This is a genomic window from Burkholderia sp. PU8-34 (genome assembly GCF_053427725.1).
In genome coordinates this window covers 33650-51513 of the sequence record NZ_JBSAXC010000024.1, presented here as the reverse complement: position 1 = coordinate 51513, position 17864 = coordinate 33650, and the positions used below count along the sequence as shown (strand labels likewise).

At 69.1% G+C, this 17864-nt stretch carries 14 protein-coding genes; 9 read left to right on the top strand and 5 right to left on the bottom strand.

Features of this window, described 5'->3' with window-relative positions; genetic code table 11:
• Positions 1 to 99 precede the first annotated feature (99 nt).
• The 3 genes from ACV22Z_RS32935 to ACV22Z_RS32925 are packed head-to-tail and all read right to left on the bottom strand — an operon-like array spanning position 100 to position 6004.
• Entirely contained in the window at positions 100 to 1665 is a 1566-nt protein-coding gene (locus ACV22Z_RS32935; protein ID WP_448080429.1) for an efflux transporter outer membrane subunit, read from the bottom strand.
• 2 nt (positions 1666 to 1667) lie between these two features.
• Positions 1668 to 4898, bottom strand: a complete 3231-nt coding sequence (locus ACV22Z_RS32930) for an efflux RND transporter permease subunit (protein ID WP_448080428.1) — start codon at positions 4896 to 4898, stop codon at positions 1668 to 1670.
• On the bottom strand, positions 4895 to 6004 hold the full coding sequence (locus ACV22Z_RS32925) for an efflux RND transporter periplasmic adaptor subunit (protein ID WP_448080427.1): 1110 nt from the start codon (positions 6002 to 6004) through the stop codon (positions 4895 to 4897). Before ACV22Z_RS32925 ends, ACV22Z_RS32930 begins: the two co-directional genes overlap by 4 nt.
• Positions 6005 to 6180: 176 nt before the next feature.
• On the opposite strand from ACV22Z_RS32925, the gene ACV22Z_RS32920 reads away from it, so the two are divergent.
• A complete protein-coding gene (locus tag ACV22Z_RS32920) occupies positions 6181 to 6801 on the top strand; it encodes a TetR/AcrR family transcriptional regulator (RefSeq protein WP_448080426.1) in 621 nt (206 codons plus the stop codon).
• Between the two features lie 129 nt (positions 6802 to 6930).
• On the opposite strand, the gene ACV22Z_RS32915 is transcribed toward ACV22Z_RS32920, so the two are convergent.
• Both ACV22Z_RS32915 and ACV22Z_RS32910 read right to left on the bottom strand, forming a co-directional pair.
• On the bottom strand, positions 6931 to 8664 hold the full coding sequence (locus ACV22Z_RS32915; protein ID WP_448080486.1) for a ClcB-like voltage-gated chloride channel protein: 1734 nt from the start codon (positions 8662 to 8664) through the stop codon (positions 6931 to 6933).
• A 106-nt stretch (positions 8665 to 8770) separates the two neighbouring features.
• On the bottom strand, positions 8771 to 9850 hold the full coding sequence (locus tag ACV22Z_RS32910) for a YeiH family protein (protein WP_448080425.1): 1080 nt from the start codon (positions 9848 to 9850) through the stop codon (positions 8771 to 8773).
• Between the two features lie 114 nt (positions 9851 to 9964).
• Here ACV22Z_RS32910 and ACV22Z_RS32905 point away from each other — a divergent pair, with 114 nt between their 5' ends.
• From ACV22Z_RS32905 to ACV22Z_RS32870, 8 genes are all read left to right on the top strand, one after another.
• Complete coding sequence (locus tag ACV22Z_RS32905; RefSeq protein WP_448080424.1) at positions 9965 to 10858, top strand: LysR family transcriptional regulator; 894 nt, start codon at positions 9965 to 9967, stop codon at positions 10856 to 10858.
• Positions 10859 to 11001: 143 nt separating this feature from the next.
• Positions 11002 to 11766: a TIM barrel protein gene (locus tag ACV22Z_RS32900; RefSeq protein ID WP_448080423.1), complete on the top strand. Its 765-nt coding sequence runs from the start codon at positions 11002 to 11004 to the stop codon at positions 11764 to 11766.
• Between the two features lie 40 nt (positions 11767 to 11806).
• Positions 11807 to 12799, top strand: a complete 993-nt coding sequence (locus ACV22Z_RS32895) for a sugar kinase (RefSeq protein WP_448080422.1) — start codon at positions 11807 to 11809, stop codon at positions 12797 to 12799.
• Positions 12800 to 12910: 111 nt separating this feature from the next.
• Positions 12911 to 14191 (top strand): MFS transporter, encoded by a 1281-nt coding sequence (locus tag ACV22Z_RS32890; protein ID WP_448080421.1) that lies wholly within the window; start codon positions 12911 to 12913, stop codon positions 14189 to 14191.
• Between the two features lie 4 nt (positions 14192 to 14195).
• Positions 14196 to 15170, top strand: coding sequence for an NAD(P)-dependent oxidoreductase (locus tag ACV22Z_RS32885; protein WP_448080420.1), 975 nt, complete (start codon positions 14196 to 14198; stop codon positions 15168 to 15170).
• A 419-nt stretch (positions 15171 to 15589) separates the two neighbouring features.
• The gene (locus ACV22Z_RS32880) at positions 15590 to 16633 is read left to right on the top strand and encodes a LacI family DNA-binding transcriptional regulator (RefSeq protein WP_448080419.1); all 1044 of its coding nucleotides are present in this window, start codon (positions 15590 to 15592) and stop codon (positions 16631 to 16633) included.
• Positions 16634 to 16686: 53 nt separating this feature from the next.
• Positions 16687 to 17475: a YhfC family intramembrane metalloprotease gene (locus ACV22Z_RS32875; RefSeq protein ID WP_448080418.1), complete on the top strand. Its 789-nt coding sequence runs from the start codon at positions 16687 to 16689 to the stop codon at positions 17473 to 17475.
• Positions 17476 to 17488: 13 nt separating this feature from the next.
• A complete protein-coding gene (locus ACV22Z_RS32870; RefSeq protein ID WP_448080417.1) occupies positions 17489 to 17851 on the top strand; it encodes a DUF3022 domain-containing protein in 363 nt (120 codons plus the stop codon).
• Positions 17852 to 17864 lie beyond the last annotated feature (13 nt).

Genomic DNA, 17864 nt, shown 5'->3' with positions numbered 1-17864 from the left:
CAAGCGGGAAGATGGGCAGGGCGCGCGGGCGGCGGCCCCGATGCGACGGGCACGGCCACGCAGGCGCCGCAGTCGCGCGCCTGCGTGGCGATCGACGCGTTACTGCGGCGTGGGTGCCGCGTCCACGCCGGCGGCGCGGGCTTCCTTGGCGGGCGCCGGGCTGCCGGGCGCAGGGTGGTCGGACGGCGCGGGGGCGGACGCCGCGTCCCCAGGCGGCGTGCCCATCGCCTGATAGAGCCGTGCCGTATCGGCCAGCCGCGCGCCCGTCGCGCGGATCTCGTCCAGCCGTGCATTGCGGTACTGCAGCTCGCTCGCCCGGGAGGACGACGGCGGCAGCGCGCCGAGCCGCACGCGCGCGGCCGTGTCGTCGTACGCGCCGCGCGCGGCGCTCGCGGCGCGGCCCGATGCGTCGAGCGCCTGCGCGTCGTGCTCGAGCGCCGCGAGCGAATCGGCGACGTTCTGGAACGCGCCGAGCACCGTCTGCTTGTACTGGTCGACCGCGGCCGCGTAGGTTTCCTTCGCCGCGCGGCGCTGCGCGAGCAATGCGCCGCCGTGGAAGATCGGCTGGCTCAGCGACGCACCGACACTCCAGATCGCGCCGGCGCCCGACAGCATCGCCGGCCAGCTGAAGCCGCCTTGTCCCATCGACGCCGACAGCGACAGCTGCGGGAACAGCTGCGCGGTCGCCACGCCGACTTCGGCCGCGGCGGCCTTCAGCGCCGCGTCGGCTGCGCGGATGTCGGGCCGGCTCTGCAGCAGGTCCGACGGCACGATGACCGGCACCTGCTGCGGCAGATGCAGATCAGCGAGCGAAATATCGGCGGGCGGCTGGTCCGGCGTGCGGCCGACCAGCACCGCGAGCGCATGGCGCGCCGAGTCGCGCTGCTGGCGCAGCGCGGGCAGGCTGGCCGCGAACGTGTCCGCGCTCTGCCGCGCATTCAGCGCGTCGGTGCGCGACGCGGCGCCGAGCGCGTAGCGGCGCTCGGCGTCGTGCGCCTGCGCGTCGGCGAGCGCGACAAGCCGCTCGGTCGTGTCGATCTGCGCATTGAGCACCGACGCGGTGATCGACGCGGTCACGATGTTCGCGGCAAGCGCGCGCCGCGCGGATTCGAGCTGGAACGCGCTGACGTCGACGCGTTTTGCGAGCGCGCGGTTCGCGAAGCGCGCGGCGCCGAACAGGTCGATCGTGTAGTGCGCTTCGAGCTGGCCGACGAACGTGTCGTACAGCAGCGTTTGCGCGCCGAGCGCGGGAATCGGCACGCCGAGCGCACGCTGGCGCGCGGCCTGGCCGCCCGCGTCGATCGATGGCAGCAGCGAGCTGCCGATCTGCGCGCGCAGCTGCTCGCGCGCGGCGTTCAGCGTGTGCGACGCGGCGCCGAGCGTCGGGCTGTTGCGCAGCCCTTCGTCGACGAGCGCGTTCAGCGCGTCGGAACGGTACTGCTTCCACCAGTCGGGCACCGGCTGCGCGCCGACTTCAAACTGTTGCGCGACGCCTTGCGCGGCGACGGTCTGTTCGACTTGCGGCACAGCGCCGTAATGGGCGGGCGACGGCATCGCGGGCGCCTCGCCGCTCGGCGCGAACCACGCGCAGCCGGCGAGCGACACGAGGCCGGCGGCCGTTATCGCGCACGCGGTTTTCGTCATCAGGTTCTTCGACAGTTCCATGATCAGACTCCCGATGGCGTGGCAGGTGGCGTGGCGCCGCCGGACGGACCACCGTTGCCCTGGGCGTCGCGCTCGCTGCTCTTCACGCGGAACCACGTGGCATACAGCGCGGGCAGGTAGAACAGCGTCAGCACGGTCGCGCTCGTGATGCCGCCCATCAGCGCGGTCGCCATCGGCCCGAAGAAGTTCGAGCGCAGCAGCGGGATCAGCGCAAGCACGGCGGCCGCGGCCGTCAGCGTGATCGGGCGGAAGCGCCGCACGGTCGCGCCGACGATCGCGTCGAAACGCCCGTGGCCGGCCGCGATGTCCTGCTCGATCTGGTCGACGAGGATCACCGAGTTGCGCATGATGATCCCGAACATCGCGATCACGCCGAGCATCGCGACGAAGCCGAATGGCTGCCCGAACAGCAGCAATGTGCCGACGACGCCGATCAGCCCGAGCGGCGCGGTCAGCACGACCATCAGCACGCGCGAGAAGCTCTGCAGCTGGATCATCAGCAGCGTGAACACGGCGATCGCCATCAGCGGCATCTGCGCGTTGATCGACTTCTGTGCCTTCGCGCTTTCCTCGACCGAGCCGCCGATGTTGATCTGATAGCCGACCGGCAGCTGCGCGCGCAGTGCATTCAGCTTGCCGTCGATCGCGTGCGTGACGTCGATGCCCTGCGCGCCCGCGCGCACGTCCGACTGCACGGTGATCGTCGGCTGGCGGTCGCGCTCCCACACGACGCCGTATTCGAGCGTCGGCTTGAAGCGGCCGAGCGAGCCAAGCGGCACCGGGCCGTTCGGCGTCGGCAGCGCGAGGCCGGCAAGCTTCGCGGGATCGACGCGGTCGGCTTGCGGCGCGCGCAGGTCGACCGCGATCAGCTTGTCGCGCTCGCGATACTGCGTGACCGTCGTGCCCGACAGCGTCATCGCGAGGAAGCTCGACACGTCCTGCGACGTCACGTTCAGCTCGCGCGCCTTCTTCTGGTCGAGCTCGAAGCGCACCGAACGCTCGGCCGGCTCGTCCCAGTCGAACTGGACGTTCACCGTGCGCGCGTCGCCGCGCATCGTCGCCGCGACTTTCTCGGCAATGCCGCGCACGGTCGCGATATCGTCGCCGCTCACGCGGAACTGCACCGGATAGCCGACCGGCGGCCCGTTCTCGAGCCGCGACAGGCGCCAGCGCACGGCGGGGAAGCGGTCGCGCAGCGTGGTTTCGAGCCAGCTCGCGAGCTTCTCGCGATCCGCGACGGATTTCGCGGTGATCACGAACTGCGCGAAGTTCGGCAATTGCAGCTGCTGGTCGAGCGGCAGGTAGAAGCGCGGTGCGCCGCTGCCGACGAAACTCACCGCATGGTCGATTTCGGGGCGCTTGTCGATCACCTTCTCGAGGCGCTCGGTCTCGCGCAGCGTCGCCGCAAACGACGCGCCTTCGGGCAGCCGCAGGTCGACCAGCAGCTCGGGCCGGTCGGAACTCGGGAAGAACTGCTGCGGCACGAGCGAGAAGCCCATCAGCGACACGACGAACAGCGCGCCGGTGATCAGCAGCACGACGAAGCGCCGCTCGATGCACCAGTGGATCCAGCCGCGCAGCCGCGTGTAGAAGCGCGTGTCGTAGATGTCGTGTTCGTGGTCGTCGGGCAGATGCGCTTCGTGCGCGTGCTTCTTGCGCTCGGGCAGCATGTGGAAGCCCAGCAGCGGGATCAGCACGACCGCCGCGAACCACGACGCGATCAGCGCGATCGCCGACACCTCGAAGATCGAGCGCGTGTACTCGCCGGTGCTCGACTTCGCGAGCGCGATCGGCAGGAAGCCCGACACCGTGACGAGCGTGCCCGTCAGCATCGGGAACGCGGTGCTCGTGTAGGCGAACGCGGCGGCGCGCGCGCGGCTGTAGCCCTGTTCGAGCTTCACGGCCATCATCTCGACCGCGATGATCGCGTCGTCGACGAGCAGGCCGAGCGCGAGCACCAGCGTGCCGAGCGACACCTTGTGCAGCCCGATGTCGAACAGGTACATGAAGAGGGCGGTGACGGCGAGCACCACGGGAATCGAGATCACGACGACCATCCCGGTGCGCAGGCCGAGCGACACGAGGCTCACGACCAGCACGATCGCGACCGCTTCGGCGACGGCTTCGAGGAAATCGTCGACCGAGTGCGACACCGCGTGCGGCATGCTCGACACCTCGGTCAGCTTGAGCCCGGCGGGCAGTTGCGCCTGCAGTGCCTGCGATTGGGCATCGAGCGCCTTGCCGAGCCGGATCACGTCGCCGCCCGGCTGCATCGTCACGCCGATGCCGAGCACGGCCTTGCCTTTCGCCGCTGAGCCGGCCGCGCCTGAGGCGGCCCCGCCTGAGCCGGCCGCACCTGAGGCGGCCCCGCCTGAGCCGGCCGCGCGCATCTGCGTGACGGGTGGGTCGTCATAGCCGCGCTTCACAGTCGCGAGATCGCCGAGCCGGAACGTGCGGCCGTTGATGCGCAGCAGCGTATCGGCGATCGCGGCGACGTTGTCGAACTGGCCGCTCGGACGCACGAACACGCGGTCGTCCGCGGTCGTCAGCACGCCGGCCGACGACACGTCGTTCTGCGCGTTGATGGCCTGCCCGAGCTGCTGCGGCGAGATGCCGAGGCGCGTGAGCTGCGCGTTGTTGACCTCGATGAAGATCCGCTGGTCGGGGTCGCCGAAATAGTCGACCTTGCCGACGCCCGGCACGCGCAGCAGCACGGTGCGCAACTGGTCCGCATAGTCGTGCAGCTGCGCGGGCGAGAAGCCGTCGCCCTCGAGCGTCCAGATGTTGGTGTAGACGTCACCGAACTCGTCGTTGAAGAACGGCCCCTGCACGCCGGGCGGCAGCGTGTAGCCGATGTCGCCGACCTTCTTGCGGATCTGGTACCAGGTCTCGGGCACGTCCTTTGCGGGCGCCGAATCCTTCATCGTGAAGAAGATCAGCGATTCGCCGGGGCGCGAGTAGCTGCGCAGGAAGTCGATCGCCAGAGTTTCCTGCAGCTTGCGGCCGATCCGGTCGGTGACTTGCTCCTGCACCTGGCGCGCGGTCGCGCCGGGCCAGAACGTGCGGATTACCATCACGCGGAACGTGAAAGGCGGGTCTTCGGATTGCGCGAGGCGCGTGTACGCTAGGATGCCCGCGAGCGTCGCGAGCACGATCAGGTAGACGACCAGCGCCTGGTGGCGCAGCGCCCATGCGGACAGGTTGAAGCGGCCTTCTTCGCGAACCGTGCTCATGACGCGAAGTCCTCCGGGTGCAGCGGCGCGATCGCGCGGACCTTCTCGCCCGCGCTGACCGTGTGCACGCCCTGCAGCACGACGCGCTCGCCCGGCTGCAGCCCGTGCGACACGGTGACGGTGCGCTCGTTGAAGCGCGCGACGTCGACGCGGCGCAACTCGAGCGTGTCGTCCTTCGCGCGCACGACCCACACGGCCGGATGCTGGCCGTCATGGAACAGTGCGGTCGCGGGCAGCGTGATGGTCGCGGCGCCGTCGGCGGCCGCGGCGCCGTCGAACGCGACGTCGGCCGTCATCCCGAGGCGGATCGCCGGATCGGGCGGTTCGAGCGACAGCTTCACGCGGTACGTGCGGCTTTGCGGATCGGCGGCCGGCGCGACTTCGCGCACCTTCGCGGCGAACTGCCGGCCCGGCAGCGACGGCAGCGTGACGGCCGCCGCGTGGCCCGGCGCGAGCGACGCGAGGGCCGCTTCCGGCACGTCGCTGACGACGTCGACGTCGCCCGCCCACGCGAGCTGGTAGACGGGCTGCCCGGCGGATACGTTCTGGCCCGTATCGGCCTGCTCGGCCGTGATGTAGCCGTTGTGATCGGCGACGAGCGTCGCGTAGCGGAGCTGGTTCTTCGCGAGCGCGAGTTGCTGCTGCGCCTGGTCGCGCTGCGCGAGCGCCGACGCGTATGCGTCCTCGGTCTGCTCGAGCTGCGCGGTCGCGATCAGGTTTTCGCGGGCCTGCGCGCGGTCACGGTCGAGCTGCTGCTTCGCGAACGCGAGGCGGTGCGACGCGGCGTCGAGCTGGGCCTGCGCGCTCGCGGCGTTCTTCTCGACATCGGACGGATCGAGGAGCGCGACGACCTGGCCGGCCTTCACGGTGTCGCCGAGCCGCACCTTGCGTTCGACGATCTTGCCGGCGATGCGGAACGACAGCGGCGTCGCGTAGCGCGGCTGGATCTCGCCGGGCAGCGTGCGGGCGGCCGCGACACCGTCGGCGTGGGCCGGCAGCGCGACGACCGGGCGCGGCGCGGGCGGATCGGTGTCTTTCGGGTGACAGGCGGCGACGAAGAGCGCGACGCCGATCAGCAGCGCAGCGCGGGAACCGGAGCGATTCACGAAACCCCCAGATGACGAAACAACGGAGCGAAGCCGGCAAACGGCGGGCGCTTGCCTGGAGCAGCGCACAACGGCGCGCGGACACGATCTTTCGGATACTTGGGCGGATTCTAATACACACCTGTATCCGAATGCAAAGATGAATTTGAAAGCAAATTGGTGCTAGACTTCGCGCCATGAAACCAACGCGCTTAACACGGGAACAGAGCAAGGATCAGACGCGAGAACGTCTGCTGAATGCCGCGCAGGAGATTTTTCTGACGAAAGGCTTCGTTGCCGCGAGCGTCGAGGACGTTGCGGCCGCGGCCGGCTACACGCGCGGTGCGTTCTATTCCAATTTCCGCAGCAAGGCGGAGTTGCTGCTGGAGTTGCTCGAGCGCGACCATTCGGCCGTGCAGGCTGAGTTCCAGGCCATCTTCAACGGCGGCGGCACGCGCGAGCAGATGGAGGCGACGGTGCTCACGCATTACAGCCGGCTGCATCGCGACGACCGCTGCTATCTGCTGTGGGTCGAGGCGAAGCTGCAGGCCGCGCGCGATCCGAAGTTCCGCGTGGACTTCAACCAGTTCCTGCAGGAAAAGCGCGAGCAGATGGCCGAATACATTCGCCTGTTCGCGGAGCGTTCGGGCACGCCGCTGCTGCTGCCCGCCGAGACACTCGCACTCGGGCTGATGGGCCTGTGCGACGGCGTGCAGTCGTACTACACGGCCGATCCGCAGCATGTGTCGGCCGATGCGGCCGAGGCCGTGCTCGCGGGGTTCTTCGCGCGGGTGGTGCTGGGGCGCGCGCCGGGCTGACAGGGGCGTCTGGCTGGGGAGGTGCCGAGCCGTGCACGGAGAGTGGCGCACGGCCAGGGGTGAGCGGCCAGTGGCGCACCAGACAACTCACGCACGGTACGCGCCGTGCCGCGCGCTGTAACGGTTGCGTCAGCGCTCGCCGGTCATCCGCCGGTACGCGTCGAGCAGCGACGTCTTGTAGACGACGCCCGCGAGCGTCGGCTCCGCCTCGCTTTCGATCACCGGCAGCCGCTCCCCCTGGAAGCACATGAAGTGCTCGAGCGCGGTGCCGAGCGGCATGTCGGGCGTGAGCAGCGGAAATGGCGTGTGCACGTAATGGGCGGCTGTCTTGTCGGCCGTATCGCGTTTGTCGAGCAGGTCGGACGTGATGTCCTTCAGCGCGACCGCGCCGCGGAAGCGCCCGGTGTCGTCGGTCACGTACAGGTATTTCACCGGGTATTCGAGGAACACGCGCGTCATGTCGGCGACGCTCGCGGTGAGCGGCACGACCGTCTGCGCCGGCTGGATCAGCTCGCGCATCTGCGTGGTGCGGATCCGCAGGCGTTCCTGCGCATCCTGGTGGTGGCGCAGCGTGATCTCGTACATCGACGTCGTGCCGGTCGCACGCGCGACGAAATACGCGACGACGCACGACACCATCAGCGGCAGCACGACCTGGTAGCTGAGCGTCATCTCGAAGATCATCAGGATCGCCATCAGCGGCGCCTGCGTCGCGCCGGCCATGAATGCGCCCATGCCGACCATCGCGTACGCGTAGTACGCGGACGTGTGGCCGGGCCACAGCATGTCCATTCCGAGCCCGAACAGCGAGCCGAACACCGCGCCGACGAACAGCGTCGGCGTGAAGACCCCGCCGATCGCGCCGGAGCCGGCCGTCGCCGCGGTCGCGAGCACCTTGAAAACGAGCACCGCGACGAGCGCCTGCCAGGTCCACGGTGAATGCAGGATGTTGTTCACGACGCTGTAGCCGTTGCCCCACACGTCGGGCACCCACACCGAGATCACGCCGACGACCAGGCCGCCGATCGCGAGCCGCACCGGCAGCGGCACCGGCAGCCGCTTGAACTGGTTCTTCGACGCGTCGAGCAGGTGCAGGAACTGCGGCGCGAGCACGCCGCACAGGAGCCCGAGCACGACGAACAGCAGCACCTCGGGCCCGGCGACGGCCGGGAACACCGGCATTTCATAAGGCGGCTTGTAGCCGGCGAATTCGCGCATCGTGATGTTCGCGACGACGGACGCGACGACCATCGGCCCGAAGCTCTCCATCGCGATCGCGCCGAGCACGATTTCCGACACGAAGAATGCGCCGGCGATCGGCGCGTTGTATGCGGACGTGATGCCGGCCGCGGCGCCGCACGCGACGAGCAGGCGCAGGCGCGGCGGGTCGAAATGCGCGAAGCGGCCAACGAGCGATGCCGCGAGCGCGGCGAGCTGCACCATCGGGCCTTCGCGGCCGATCGAGCCGCCGCTGCCGATCGTCAGCAGCGACGACACGCTGCGCCACAGGCTTTGCCGCACCGGCACGACGCCGTTGCCGAGCGCGACCGCTTCCATGTAGTCGGTCTTCCTTGCCTTCGAATCCGCCCGGCTCGCGAGCAGCAGCACGCAGCCGGCAAGAAAGCCGCCCGCGGCCGGCAGCCAGAAACGCACGTACCACGGCAGGCTCTTCGCCATCATGACGAAGCTGCCGCTGTGGCCCGAGATCACGCGCTGCATCAGCTCGATGCCTTCGCGGAACGCGATCGTGGCGAACGCGCCGCCGATGCCGACGATCACCGACCAGATCAGCATCGTGTGGGCGTCCGACAGGCGGAACAGCGTTTGGGCGCGGGTGCGCAGCTTCAGCAGGAACGAGAGCACGACTGAGCGGGGACCGTGGAAAACGACGCGAAGCATAGCACTGCGCCGCGCCCCCGGGAGAACCTTCCCGGCGGGCGCGGCGCGTGCCACGGAGGGGCGGTGCGGCTCAGCCAAGCCAGTGCTGCACGGCCCACGTGATGCCGTAGCCGCCGGCGATCAGCCACACGTACAGGATCAGGCCTGTCGTCAGCGCGCGGGGGCCGGCCTGACGGATCTGCGACACGCGGGTCTCGATGCCGAGCGCCGTCATCGCCATCGTCAGCGCGAACGTGTCGAGCACGTTGAGCGTGTGCGTGACGTCGGCCGGCAGCACGTTCAGCGAGTTGACGATCACGAAGCCCAGGAAGCCGAGCGCGAACCACGGCACCGCGACCTTGCGCTTGCCTTGCACGCCGTCGGCCGATGCGTTGGCCGATGCGTTCGCCGAACGGGCGAGCCACCAGCCGAGCACGAGCAGCACCGGCACGAGCAGCATCACGCGGGTCATCTTGACGATCGTCGCGATGTGCGCAACCTGCGGGCTCACGTCGGTCGCTGCGCCGACCACCTGCGCGACCTCGTGGATCGTGCCGCCGAAGAACAGGCCGAGGCCGGCGGGGTCCAGGTTCAGCAGCCCGGCGTGGTACGCGATCGGGTACAGGAACATCGACAGCGTGCCGAACAGCACGACACTGCCGACCGCCATTGCGCTCTGGTGCGGCTTCGACTGCAGCGTCGATTCGAACGCGAGCACCGCGGCCGCACCGCAGATCGCGCTGCCGGCGGCGGTCAGGAGCGCGGAATCGCGGTCGAGCTTCATCACTTTCATGCCGACCCACGTGCCGATCGCGAGCGTGCTGACGACCACCAGCACCGACACGGTCAGGCCCGGCAGGCCAACCTGCGCGATTTCCTGCAGGCTCACGCGCAGCCCGAAGAACGCGACCGCGATGCGCAGCAGCTTGCGCGCGGAGAAGTTGACGCCGGCCGCCCAGCTGGCGGGCATGCCGTCGCGTAGTGCGTTGCCGTACAACGCGCCTGCGACGATGCCGACGATCAGCGGCGACAGGCCGAGCCCGGCGATCGCGGGCAGTTGCGACAGGCTCGTCACGGCGGCGGCGAACAGCGCGACGAACAGCACGCCGTTCAACTGGCCGCGCATCGACGGCGCGGCGTGATTCAGATGTGGAGAAGGAGCGGTAGACATGATGGAACCCGGATCGGATCGTCATTTCAATGCCCTAATGCTAGTTTGGTTATATCGATATGAGAAATTGTGATTTGTGACGTAAACTATCCGGAAAGCCGATAATTCATCCCCATGACCCCGGATCAACTGATAACTTTCGCGGCCGTTGCCGAGCACCTGAACATCAGCCGTGCGGCGCTCGCGCTGCACCTGTCGCAGCCGGCGGTGTCGGGCCAGCTCCGCCTGCTGCAGGACGAGTTCGGCGAACCGCTGTACCAGCGCGATGGGCGCGGCATCCGTCTGACGCCGGCCGGCGAGCAGCTCGCGCAATACGCAAAGGCGCTGCGCGACACGTTCGCGCAGGCGCGCGCGTTTCGCGATGCGGTGCGCGGGCTCGAGGCCGGCACGCTGAGAATTGGTGCCAGCACGACGCCGGCGAGCTATCTGCTGCCGTACCTGATCGCCGAATTCCAGCCGCGCGCGCCGCGCGTCGCGATCCAGACGATGAGCGGCAACACGGCAGACGTGGTTGCCGCGTTGCCGTCGCTCGACATCGCGATGATCGAAGGCCCGCCCGGCGAAGCGCTGCCGCCCGGCACGGCCGTGCACACGTGGCACGAGGACGAGATCGTCGCGATCGTGCCGGCCGGGCATCCGCTCGCGGAACCCGCGCACGAAGGCGGCGTGACGCTCGATGCGCTCGCGCCGTACCCGCTCGTGCTGCGCGAGGAGGGCTCCGGCGTGCGGCAGCTCGTCGAGCGCGCATTCGCGCACGCGGGCGCGCCGATGCGCGTCGCGTTCGAGATCCCCGGCGTCGAGGCCGTGAAGGAGGCCGTGCGGGCCGGGATGGGCGTCGGCTTCGTGTCCGCGATGTCGCTGCGGCATGACGACGCGGCGCTCGTGATGCGCCCGTTCGCGCCCGCGCCGCTCACGCGCCATTTCTCGATCCTCGTGCCGCACGGCGGCGCGCCGTCGCGGGTCGCCGCGCAGTTTCTCGCGTTGAGCCTTGCGCAGAATGCCGCTTGATGTCGCTTGATGTCGCGTGAGGGGACGATGATCGATCTCGTCGCCGTTCCCTAGGGATTTCCTCTATGGCGCGCGTCCGAAGCGAAGCGCACCATCCGTCTCACGTAAATGGAACCGGTTCCATTTCGGTAATAAAGGGCAAAATGGCAGACATCGTGATCGTGGCGAGCGCATTCGGGATGGACCGGGTGCGTCAGGAGGGCCACCGGGCATTCGTGGCGACCGCCGCGCAGGCGGGCGCAGCCGGGTTCGAGGTGCGGCGCGAGCTGTTCGCGTCCGAAGCGGACGCGGCGCACGACGCGCTGGCGGCACTCGGCGCGCACGTCGCGGCGCACGGGCTGTGGTCGGTCTATTCGACGCCTGCCACGCTGTACACCGACGCCGGCGCGCTCGATGCCGACGCGCTGCGCGACACGCTCGCGGAAGCCGACGCGCTCGGCGCGCGCTTCGTGAAGTTCCAGCTCGGCGGTTTTGCCGGCGATGCGCACGCAGCCGACATCGTCGCGCTGTCGAAGCAGGCGCGCGCGCGGGTTGTCGTCGAGAACGGCCAGCTGCCGGTCGGCGGCTCGCTCGCGCAGTTCCATGAGCTGTTCACGGCGCTGGATGCAGCGGGCGCGGCCCGCGCGATTGGCATGACGTTCGACATCGGCAACTGGCAATGGCCGGGCGAAGCGCCGCTCGAATGCGCGCATGCGCTCGCGCCGCATGTCGAATACATTCACTGCAAGGCCGTCGAAGGCGAGGGCGCGCGCCGCTTCGCGGTGGCGCCCGCCGCGCACGATCCGCTCGTCGCCGCGGTGCTGGCCGTGCTGCCGCAGGATGCGCCGCGCGGGATCGAGTTTCCGTTCGACGCCGCCGACCCGGCGGGCGATGCGCGTCATCGCGTCGCGTGGCTCGAAGCCGCCTGAAGCGTAAAGGAAAGCGCGAAGGTTCCGGAGGAATTCACACATGCACAAGCAACTCGATGTCGTCACCTACGGCGAAGCGATGGCGATGTTCGTCGCCGCCGAGCCGGGCCACCTCAAGCACGCGTCGCAATTCGCGAAGCGGATCGCGGGCGCCGACCTGAACGTCGCGATCGGCCTGTCCCGCCTCGGATTCCGCGTCGGCTACATGAGCCGCGTGGGCCACGATTCGTTCGGCGGCTACGTGCTCGACACGCTCGCGCGCGAACGCATCGACGCGTCGTGCGTGACCGTCGATCCGCGCTACCCGACCGGCTTCCAGCTGAAGTCGCGCAACGACGACGGCAGCGATCCGACCGTCGAGTATTTCCGCAAGGGCTCGGCCGCGAGCCACCTGTCGTGCGCCGACTATGTGGCCGACTACGTGCTCGGCGCGCGCCACCTGCACCTGACGGGCGTGGCGCCGGCGATTTCGGCGTCGTCGTGCGAGCTGGCGTTTCATCTCGCCCGCGAGATGCGCGCGGCCGGCAAGTCGATCTCGTTCGATCCGAACCTGCGCCCGACGCTGTGGCCGTCGGCCGACGTGATGGCGAAGACGCTGAACGCGCTCGCCGCGCTGGCGGACTGGGTGCTGCCGGGCCTCGCGGAAGGGCGGCAGCTGACCGGGCACGACACGCCGGCCGACATCGCACGCTTCTACCTCGCGCAGGGTGCGCGCGGCGTCGTGATCAAGCTCGGCGCGGAAGGTGCGTACTACCTGACCGCCGATGGCCACGAAGGCACGATTGACGGCGAGCGCGTCGCAAATGTCGTCGACACGGTGGGTGCCGGCGACGGCTTCGCGGTCGGCGTGGTCAGCGCGCTGCTGGAAGGCAAGGCCGTCGAGCAGGCGGTGGCACGCGGCAACCGGATCGGCGCGCTCGCGATCCAGGTGATCGGCGATTCGGAAGGGCTGCCGACCCGCGCGCAGCTCGATCGGCTCGAAAACGTCAGCAATCACGCCGATCGCTTGGAAGAAACCTTCGTTGCGCAATGAGATGCCGAGGACGGCACAATCGCGAACTCATTCTGTGCGTCACGCACAGCTTTGCATGGGATCAGACCACGCGCTGAAGCGCCGACTCTGGTCGATATAGGAGACACATCCATGGCAGCCAATCTCGCCGCTCGTCGCTGGTGGATGATCATGCCGATCATCTTCATCACCTACAGCCTCGCCTATCTCGACCGCGCGAACTACGGGTTCGCGGCGGCGGCCGGCATCAACCAGGATCTCGGGATCAGCAAGGGCCTGTCGTCGCTGATCGGCGCGCTGTTCTTCCTCGGCTACTTCTTCTTCCAGATTCCCGGCGCGATCTACGCGGAGCGCCGCAGCGTCAAGACGCTCGTGTTCTGGAGCCTCGTGCTGTGGGGCGCGTGCGCGGCGCTCACGGGCGTCGTCAGCAACATTCCGTCGCTGATGGCGATCCGCTTCGTGCTCGGCGTCGTCGAGGCGGCCGTGATGCCGGCGATGCTGATCTACATCAGCAATTGGTTCACGAAGAGCGAACGCTCGCGCGCGAACACGTTCCTGATCCTCGGCAACCCGGTCACGGTGCTGTGGATGTCGGTCGTGTCCGGCTATCTGGTCCATCAATTCGGCTGGCGCCACATGTTCATCGCCGAAGGCGTGCCGGCGATCGTCTGGGCCGTGTGCTGGTGGTTCCTCGTGCAGGACAAGCCCGCGCAGTCGACGTGGCTCACCGACCAGGAGAAGCGCGACCTCGAAGCGGCGCTCGCGGCCGAGCAGGCGGCGATCAAGCCGATGCGCAACTACGGCGAGGCGTTCCGCTCGCCGGCCGTGATCAAGCTGTGCGCGCAATACTTCTGCTGGAGCATCGGCGTGTACGGCTTCGTGCTGTGGCTGCCGTCGATCGTCAAGAACGGTTCCGAACTCGGGATGGTCGCAACCGGCTGGCTGTCCGCGCTGCCGTACCTGGCCGCGACGATCGCGATGCTCGCGGCGTCGTGGGCGTCCGACAAGGTCGGCTCGCGCCGCGGCTTCGTGTGGCCGTTCCTGCTGATCGGCGCCGCCGCGTTCGCCGCATCGTACGCGCTCGGCTCCACGCATTTCTGGATCTCGTACGCGCTGCTCGTCGTCGCGGGCGCCGCGATGTACGCGCCGTACGGTCCGTTCTTCGCGATCGTGCCGGAACTGCTGCCGAAGAACGTCGCGGGCGGCGCGATGGCGCTGATCAACAGCATGGGCGCGCTCGGTTCCTTCGTCGGTTCGTATTTCGTCGGCTACCTGAACGGCGCGACCGGCTCGCCCGTCGCATCGTATGCGTTCATGAGCGCGGCGCTCGTCGTCGCGGTGATCCTCACGCTGTCCGTCAAACCCCAGGCGCAGGATGCGCATCCGCTCGCCGCGCCGCTGCAAGGAAAATGAATCGATGAAGCCTCGTATCGTCGCCTACAAGCCGCTGCCCGACGACGTTCTCGCGACGCTGCGCGCGCATGCCGACGTCGTGCAGGTTGACGGCGCCGCGGCGCTCGCCGATGCGCTCGAGACCGCCGACGGTGCAATCGGCGCGAGCGTCAGGATCCCGCCTGAGATGCTCGATCGCGCGCCGCGGCTGAAGGCATGGTCGACGATCTCGGTCGGCTACGACAACTTCGACGTCGCGGACCTGACGCGGCGCGGGATCGTGCTCGCGCACACGCCGGACGTGCTGACCGAATCGACCGCCGACACCGTGTTCTCGCTGATCCTCGCATCGGCGCGGCGCGTGGTCGAGCTGGCGGAATGGGTGAAGGCCGGCCACTGGCAGCGCAGCATCGGACCGGACCTGTACGGCACCGACGTGCAGGGCAAGACGATCGGCATCGTCGGGCTCGGGCGGATCGGCGCGGCGGTCGCACGCCGTGCGGCGCTCGGCTTCCGGATGCGGGTGCTGTACACGAACCGCAGCGCGCATGCCGACGCCGAGGCGCAATACGGCGCGCGCCGCGTGACGCTCGACGCGCTGCTCGCCGAGTCCGATTTCGTCTGCCTGCAGGTGCCGCTGTCGTCCGACACCCATCACTTGATCGGCGCGGCCGAACTCGCGAAGATGAAGCGTGGTGCGATCCTGATCAACGCGTCGCGCGGGCCGGTCGTCGACGAGGCCGCGCTGATCGACGCGCTGCGCGCGGGCACGATTCGCGGCGCGGGCCTCGATGTGTTCGAAAAGGAGCCGCTCGCCGCCGATTCGCCGCTGCTGCAGATGAAGAACGTCGTTGCACTGCCGCATATCGGTTCCGCAACGCACGAAACGCGGCACGCGATGGCGCGCTGTGCCGCCGAAAACCTGGTCGGCGCGCTGGCCGGCACGCTGCGCACGAACATCGTGAACCCGGACGTGCTGACGTCGGCGCGCGCGGGCTGAGCAGGCCGCCGGCGGCTGACGGGCAGGGAACGGGCAGGGACGTGCGCCGTGAACGGCTTCCGGGGGCGGTTAGAGTCGATGGTCTTGGTGCCCGACCGCTGGCTGCGTTATGATCTCGCCCGCTCGTCGCATCGAAGCATGGGCACGGCTGCCGCCGGCTCCGATGCGGCGCGTATCCGCGCCGGGTCCGGCGCGGCCGACTGCGTTGCGTGGGACCGGAGCAGGAAGCGTGGGGCCGGACGAAGCGCTGAAGCGCCAAGCCCGGTCGAGATCTGGCCGGCTGCCATGCATGGGACCGGCGTCATCGCTGAAGCGTTGATGCCGATCGACAGGAGAGTCCGACAGTCGGCTTTCGTCACCAACAACAAAGGTCCGTCCGCTCACGAAGCGGCGCGGGCCGCACGTCGCGAGGCACGACAGTGACCGAATCGCAAACTTCCACGCCGCGTCCCGCAACGATCAGCGACGTCGCCCGCGAGGCCGGCACCGGCAAGACCAGCGTGTCGCGCTATCTGAACGGCGAGACACATGTGCTGTCCGCCGATCTGCGCCAGCGGATCGAAGCGGCGATCGCGCGGCTGAACTACCGGCCGAACCAGATGGCGCGCGGGCTGAAGCGCGGGCGCAACCGGCTGCTCGGCATGCTCGCGGCCGACCTGACCAATCCGTACACCGTCGAAGTGCTGCAGGGCGTCGAGGCTGCGTGCCACGCGCTCGGCTACATGCCGCTCATCTGCCACGCGGCGAACGAAGTCGAGATGGAGCGCCGCTTCCTGCAGCTCCTCACCACGTACCGCGTCGAAGGGCTGATCGTCAACGCGCTCGGCGCTGAGGAAGACGTGCTGCGTCCGTTGCGCGGCGGCGGAATTCCGGCGGTGCTCGTCGACCGGACGGTCGAGGGTTTCGAGGCCGACCTGATCGGTCTCGACAATGCCGACGCGGTCGAGACGGGCGTCGCCCACCTGGTCGAGCGCGGCTTCGACGCGATCCATTTCGTCGTGCAGCCGTACGCGCACGTCAGTTCGCGGCGGTTGCGCGAAGCGGCGTTTCATGCGGCGCTCGCGGCGCACGGCCGGCCGGCGTCGGCGACCGTCGTCCTCGACCTGAATGCACCCGATGCGGCCGCCGCGGCCCTCGCGGAACTCGACGCACGTGTCGACGCCGCCACGCAGCGCGGCACGCGCGCGGCGTTGTTCGCCGCGAACGCACCGGTCGCGCTCGCGATTGCGCGGCACCTGCGCGCGCGCTTCGGCGCCGCGTGGCAGGCACACGCGGCGCTCGTCTCGATCGACGATCCCGAATGGGCGGAGCTGATCGGCATCACGGCGATTCGGCAGCCGACCTACGAAATCGGTTACAAGGCTGTCGAGTTCGTCCACGAGCGGATCGACGGCGCGGCAGGCGACGTGCGCGTCGCGATGCTGCCGGGCGAGCTGATCGCGCGCGCGTCGACCGCAAGCTGAGTATCATTCGGGGCACGCAGCGCGCCAGTGCGCTGCCCCGAACAAGGAAATTCATGACTGTCGCTCCCGTCACGCTGGCGGTGCTGATCGCCGCCACGCTGATCATCGCGCTGCTGCCGCTCGTCCTCTTCCGTTACCTGCGCAAGCCGCTGTCGCTCGACCGGCGCGATGCGATCGTCGGTGTCGCGGTCTTCACGCTGTTTGCGATGATCCTCGAGCGTGCGTTCCACGGCGTCGTGCTGAGCCAGGCATCCGCCGGCGGCTGGCTCACGCAGCCGGTTGCTTTCATCGCGTACGGTGCGCTCGCGGCCGGCGTGTTCGAGGAGGTCGGCCGCTATCTCGGCATGCGCTTCCTGAGTCGCCGCTACGGCATGACGGCCGGCGATGGCCGCGCGATCGGCTACGGGCTCGGTCACGGCGGTGCAGAAGCGTGGTTCGTCGGCGTGCTCGTGTGGGGGCAGTGGGTGTATCTCGCCTGGCTCGCGAACCGCGGCCAGCTCGACACGGTGCTCGCGGGCCTGCCGGGCGAGGCCGCGCTGCGCATCCACGTGTTGCTGGCGACGCTGTCGGTGCCGTCGATCGCGCTGCTGCTGCTCGAGCGCGGCGCGGCGTTCGTGCTGCAGGTCGCGCTGTCGGTGCTGATGTGGCGCGGCGTGCGTGCCGGCCGGCTTGCCGTGCTGCCGCTCGCGATCGTGCTGCACGCGCTCGCCGACGTGCCGGCGATGCTGTATCAGGTCCGCATGCTGCCGGCCGCATGGGTCGAGGCCGTGTATTTCGTGCTGGCCGCGGTGCTGGTCGGCGTGCTGGTGAAGACGTGCCGCCCGTCGCGCGCGGCAGCCTGACGGGAGGCTTGGGATGGAAGACTATCTGATCGAATGCCAGAGCGCCGAATTCGACGCGCTCGCACGCGTGATCTGCGATCTCTTTCCGGAGCAGACCCGCTTTGTCGAAAGCAGCGACGAACGCGGCCGCTTCCTGTCCGTGCACTGGGTTGCGATGCGTTTCGGCGCGACGCCGAAACGGATGACGCTCGACGTGCGTTTTGCGCCGGCTGCATTCGCGCGCTATCTCGCGATGAAGCCGATGCAGCGTGCGCGCAGCCATGCGGTGCTGCATGCGTATGTGGAAGCGACGCTCGGCTCGCTCGAGGAGCGTCACGCGGCGGGCCAGGCGGTGCCGCGCGACGAGGAACTCACGCTCGACGACGACTTCGCATGAGCGATGCCGCCGG

Coding starts and splice junctions, on each gene's coding strand:
- ACV22Z_RS32935 (WP_448080429.1), bottom strand. CDS start 1,665: ATGGAACTGTCGAAGAACCTGATGACGAAAACCGCGTGCGCGATAACG.
- ACV22Z_RS32930 (WP_448080428.1), bottom strand. CDS start 4,898: ATGAGCACGGTTCGCGAAGAAGGCCGCTTCAACCTGTCCGCATGGGCG.
- ACV22Z_RS32920 (WP_448080426.1), top strand. CDS start 6,181: ATGAAACCAACGCGCTTAACACGGGAACAGAGCAAGGATCAGACGCGA.
- ACV22Z_RS32910 (WP_448080425.1), bottom strand. CDS start 9,850: ATGTCTACCGCTCCTTCTCCACATCTGAATCACGCCGCGCCGTCGATG.
- ACV22Z_RS32905 (WP_448080424.1), top strand. CDS start 9,965: ATGACCCCGGATCAACTGATAACTTTCGCGGCCGTTGCCGAGCACCTG.
- ACV22Z_RS32900 (WP_448080423.1), top strand. CDS start 11,002: ATGGCAGACATCGTGATCGTGGCGAGCGCATTCGGGATGGACCGGGTG.
- ACV22Z_RS32895 (WP_448080422.1), top strand. CDS start 11,807: ATGCACAAGCAACTCGATGTCGTCACCTACGGCGAAGCGATGGCGATG.
- ACV22Z_RS32890 (WP_448080421.1), top strand. CDS start 12,911: ATGGCAGCCAATCTCGCCGCTCGTCGCTGGTGGATGATCATGCCGATC.
- ACV22Z_RS32885 (WP_448080420.1), top strand. CDS start 14,196: ATGAAGCCTCGTATCGTCGCCTACAAGCCGCTGCCCGACGACGTTCTC.
- ACV22Z_RS32875 (WP_448080418.1), top strand. CDS start 16,687: ATGACTGTCGCTCCCGTCACGCTGGCGGTGCTGATCGCCGCCACGCTG.
- ACV22Z_RS32870 (WP_448080417.1), top strand. CDS start 17,489: ATGGAAGACTATCTGATCGAATGCCAGAGCGCCGAATTCGACGCGCTC.